General features: G+C 73.9%; 3 protein-coding genes. 1 reads left to right on the forward strand and 2 read right to left on the reverse strand.

The window, feature by feature from the left end; genetic code table 11:
- Positions 1–1,057 (reverse strand): M4 family metallopeptidase (locus tag Q0A33_RS05685; RefSeq protein WP_291794317.1); only part of this gene is annotated, 1,057 nt, incomplete at its 3' end.
- A gap of 333 nt (positions 1,058–1,390) precedes the next feature.
- Here Q0A33_RS05685 and Q0A33_RS05690 point away from each other — a divergent pair.
- The gene (locus tag Q0A33_RS05690; protein WP_291794319.1) at positions 1,391–2,899 is read left to right on the forward strand and encodes a hypothetical protein; all 1,509 of its coding nucleotides are present in this window, start codon (positions 1,391–1,393) and stop codon (positions 2,897–2,899) included.
- Positions 2,900–2,945: 46 nt separating this feature from the next.
- Here the strand turns inward: Q0A33_RS05690 and Q0A33_RS05695 are convergent.
- Positions 2,946–3,538, reverse strand: a 593-nt coding sequence (locus Q0A33_RS05695; protein ID WP_291794321.1) for a hypothetical protein, incomplete at its 5' end; no start/stop codon positions are given.

Raw genomic sequence — 3,538 nt, forward strand, 5'->3', positions numbered from 1 at the left:
CCCCTGCAGGATCCGCCGGGCCCGAGGCGGGTGAGCCGGCCTCCACTCCGACACCGGCCCAGGCGTTCCTCACCGCCTCCGCCGCCTCCGCGCCCCTCCGCTCCGCTGCGGCGAGGGTCAGTGCGGCGAAGGCGGGGAAGTCGCAGTTCGCGGCGATGCCGTCACCGGTGAGCGCGGCGTACCAGATCGCCCCCGCACGCTCCCAGGCGCGGCCGCCCAGCGCGGTCGCCGCCAGGTGGAAGGCACGGTTGGGGATGCCGGAGTTGATGTGCACTCCGCCGCTGTCCTCCTGCGTCACCACGAAGTCGTCCATGTGCGCCGGCTGCGGGTCCTTCCCGAGCACGGGGTCGTCGTAGGCCGTGCCCGGCGCGGCCATCGACCGCAGGGCCTCGCCCCGCACCCGGTCGGTGAACAGCTCCGCTCCGATCAGCCAGTCCGCCTGCTCGGCCGTCTGGCCCAGGGCGCGCTGCTTGACGAGGCTGCCGAAGACGTCCGCGATCGATTCGTTGAGCGCACCGGACTGATCCGCGTACCGCAGCCCCGCGGTGAACTCGACGACGCCGTGGGTGAGCTCGTGTCCGATCACGTCCAGGCTGGCGGTGAAGCGGTTGAACAGCTCACCGTCCCCGTCGCCGAACACCATCTGCCGGCCGTCCCAGAAGGCATTGGCGTAGTCCGTGCCGAAGTGCACGGTGCCCAGGAGGGGCATGCCGCGGTCGTCGAGGGAGTCCCTGCCGTAGGCCTCGGAGAACAGCTGCCAGGTGAGGCCGAGGCCGTCGTAGGCCTCGTCCGCCGCCGGGTCGCCGAGGGCCGCCTCGCCCTCGTCCCGGACCCGCTCCCCGGGGAGCTGTTCGGTGCCGCCGGCGTCGAAGATCGGCCGAGCGGGGCGGCCCGGGGAGGCGCGGAGTTCGCGTGGGGCGGGGGCCTCCCCGCCGGCGCGAGCGGTGCGGAGGTGCGTGTCCTGGCGGAGCGTCCTGCGCGCGCACGCAGCGGCACGGGCGGAGCCGTGCGCGGCGACGGCTTCGAGCAGATACGGCGGGAGCAGCGAAGCACTCATACTCCAGTGTGCCCCAGGACGCCGCGGTGCGGTAGGTCAGCGGATGACGCCGCCGCCGGAGTGGACGAGAGCCTCTCCGGTTACTAAGGCGGCGTCCTCGCCGCGGGCGCACTGTGCGTGGTGACGCTGGAGTCTTCAGCGTCCCCCGACGCATTCAGCGCACGGTGATGCTGTGTCGTTACGGTGGCGGGCATGACCTTCCCCCGGCGTCACCCAGTCACAGCGCGCCACCCGGTCGCGCACCCCGCTCGTCGCCCGGATGATGTTCGTCTCCCGGGTGCCGCTCGTCTCCCGGGCACGGCCCGGCCCGCGTCTCGTTCCCTCGGCACCGCGGTGGTCGCCGTCCTCCTCGCAGGCGGGCTCGCGGCCTGCGGGAGTGAGGACGCGGAGGTCGTCCTCCGCACGGACGGGAAGGGAGTCTCCTCCCTGGCGGGGGACGATCCCGCTGCGGCGACGGCAGCCGCCTCCGCACTGGCCTACGAGTCCGCGGACGTCGCGGTGCTGGGTGCGGAGTCGGACTCCTGGGCGGTGTCGCAGAAGACCGCCGAGGTGGGGGCACCCGGTCTGCTGACCGGCGCCGGCGGGGCGCCGGCAGCGGACGCCGCCGCCGGAGACGAGGGCGCCTCGGGCGATGCCGAGGCGGACGACGCCGTGTCCGAGGAGCTGGACCGGCTGGGTGTGGAGACCGTCTTCGTCCCCGCCGGCAGCGAGACCCCCGCCGCCGCGGGGGACCGCGCCGTCGTCACCTTCAACCCGGAGACGCTCGAGGCGGAGGAGGGCGACGCCCCGGAGGTCAGCCGGCAGGGGGACGCCGCGAACGCCTCCCTCTTCCTGGACCGGGGCAGCGACCGCACCCCTGCGCAGGAGGTCGCCGAGGCCACCGTGGAGGCCGCGGACGGCACCGTGACCCAGCTGCCCGAGGGCGATCCCCGCGCCACGGCGGAGACCGTCGAGGCGGCGAAGGCGTCCGAGTCCGCCGGCGTCCTGGCCGTGGGCGAGTCGTTCGCGGACCGGTTCGAGTCCCGGCTGGAGACGGCGCGCACCGCCCCCGAACTGCCCGGCGGCGGCCAGTCCCTGTTCCCCGGCCGGCGGATGGTCGCCGCCTACGGCTCCCCGGGCATCCCCTCCCTCGGCATCCTCGGCGAACAGGACCTCGATGCGACTGTGGACCGGGTGCAGGAGCTCGCGGCCGAGTACGAGGACGTCTCCGCGGAACCCGTCGTCCCGGCCATGGAGATCATCACGACCGTGGCCTCGGGCCAGGCGGGTGCGGACGGGAACTACTCGGCGGAGCTCGACCCGGAGACGCTGAAGCCGTGGGTCGAGCGGGCCGCGGAGGAGGGGATCTACGTGGTCCTCGACCTGCAGCCGGGCACCTCGAGCTTCCCGGAGCAGGCGAAGCTGTACGAGGACCTGCTCCGCGAGCCGCACGTGGGCCTGGCCCTCGACTCGGAGTGGCGGCTGGAGGGCGGTCAGCGGCATCTGGAGCAGATCGGCTCCGTGGACGCGGCCGAGGTGAACGAGACGGCGCAGTGGCTGGCGGATCTCACGGCGGAGGCCGGGCTGCCGCAGAAGGCGTTCGTTCTGCATCAGTTCTCCGCCTCGATGATCACGGACCGTGAGGACATCGACGCCTCCCGCGACGAGCTCGCGATGCTCCTCCACGCGGACGGCCACGGCACCCCGGACCTCAAGCTGGAGACGTGGAACGCCCTCCAGCGGGATCTGCCCGCGGGCGTCCGGATGGCGTGGAAGAACTTCTACGACGAGGACACGCCCATGTTCACCCCGGAGCAGACCCTCGAGCTGGACCCGGCGCCGTGGTTCGTCTCGTATCAGTGAGCATGAGCGCCGAGGGGCGATGCGGCGGGTCCGCGTGCCGGTCCCGTCAGCGGCGCCCGGCACGTGCCGCGGGCGGCTCCGCGCCTCGGCCTCGGCGGCGGAACCGCGCCCAGTGGCCTGCCACCGTCGCAGCCACCGCCAGCGGCCAGAGGAGGAACGGGAGGTAGCAGGCGAACAGGAGGGCCCTGTGCCCGCCGCCCATGCCCTCGTCCGGGGTCCACCCGTCCGTGATCCCCAGCCATGAGCGCACGAAGGCGAACAGCAGGAGGCCGATGATCCAGAGGAGCGCTGCGGCTCCCGCAGAGCCGAGGACGCCGGGCAGCAGGGGCGGGATCCGCCGGCCCCGCAGGCCCGGCACCCACTGCGGCACGGTCTCGCTCCAGCCGCAGATGAGGCCGAAGGTGAGCACAGCGGCGAGCACCTGTGCCGCGTCCAGTGCCAGCACATAGGCGACCGTCCCCGCGGTGGACCGGTAGAAGTCCGCGAGCCCGAGGCCCACGTCCGCCCCGGAGAGCATCGCCACCCGCCAGAGGACGGAGAGGAGCGGGAGGAGGAGCGCGGCCCAGCCCGCGAACCGCATCCAGCCGGGGACCGGACCCAGGCGCGGGGGCTGCTGCCGGGGCGGGGACGAGGATGACC

Origin of the sequence: Brevibacterium sp. (genome assembly GCF_022712115.1) — a bacterium.
Lineage (GTDB): Bacteria > Actinomycetota > Actinomycetes > Actinomycetales > Brevibacteriaceae > Brevibacterium > Brevibacterium salitolerans.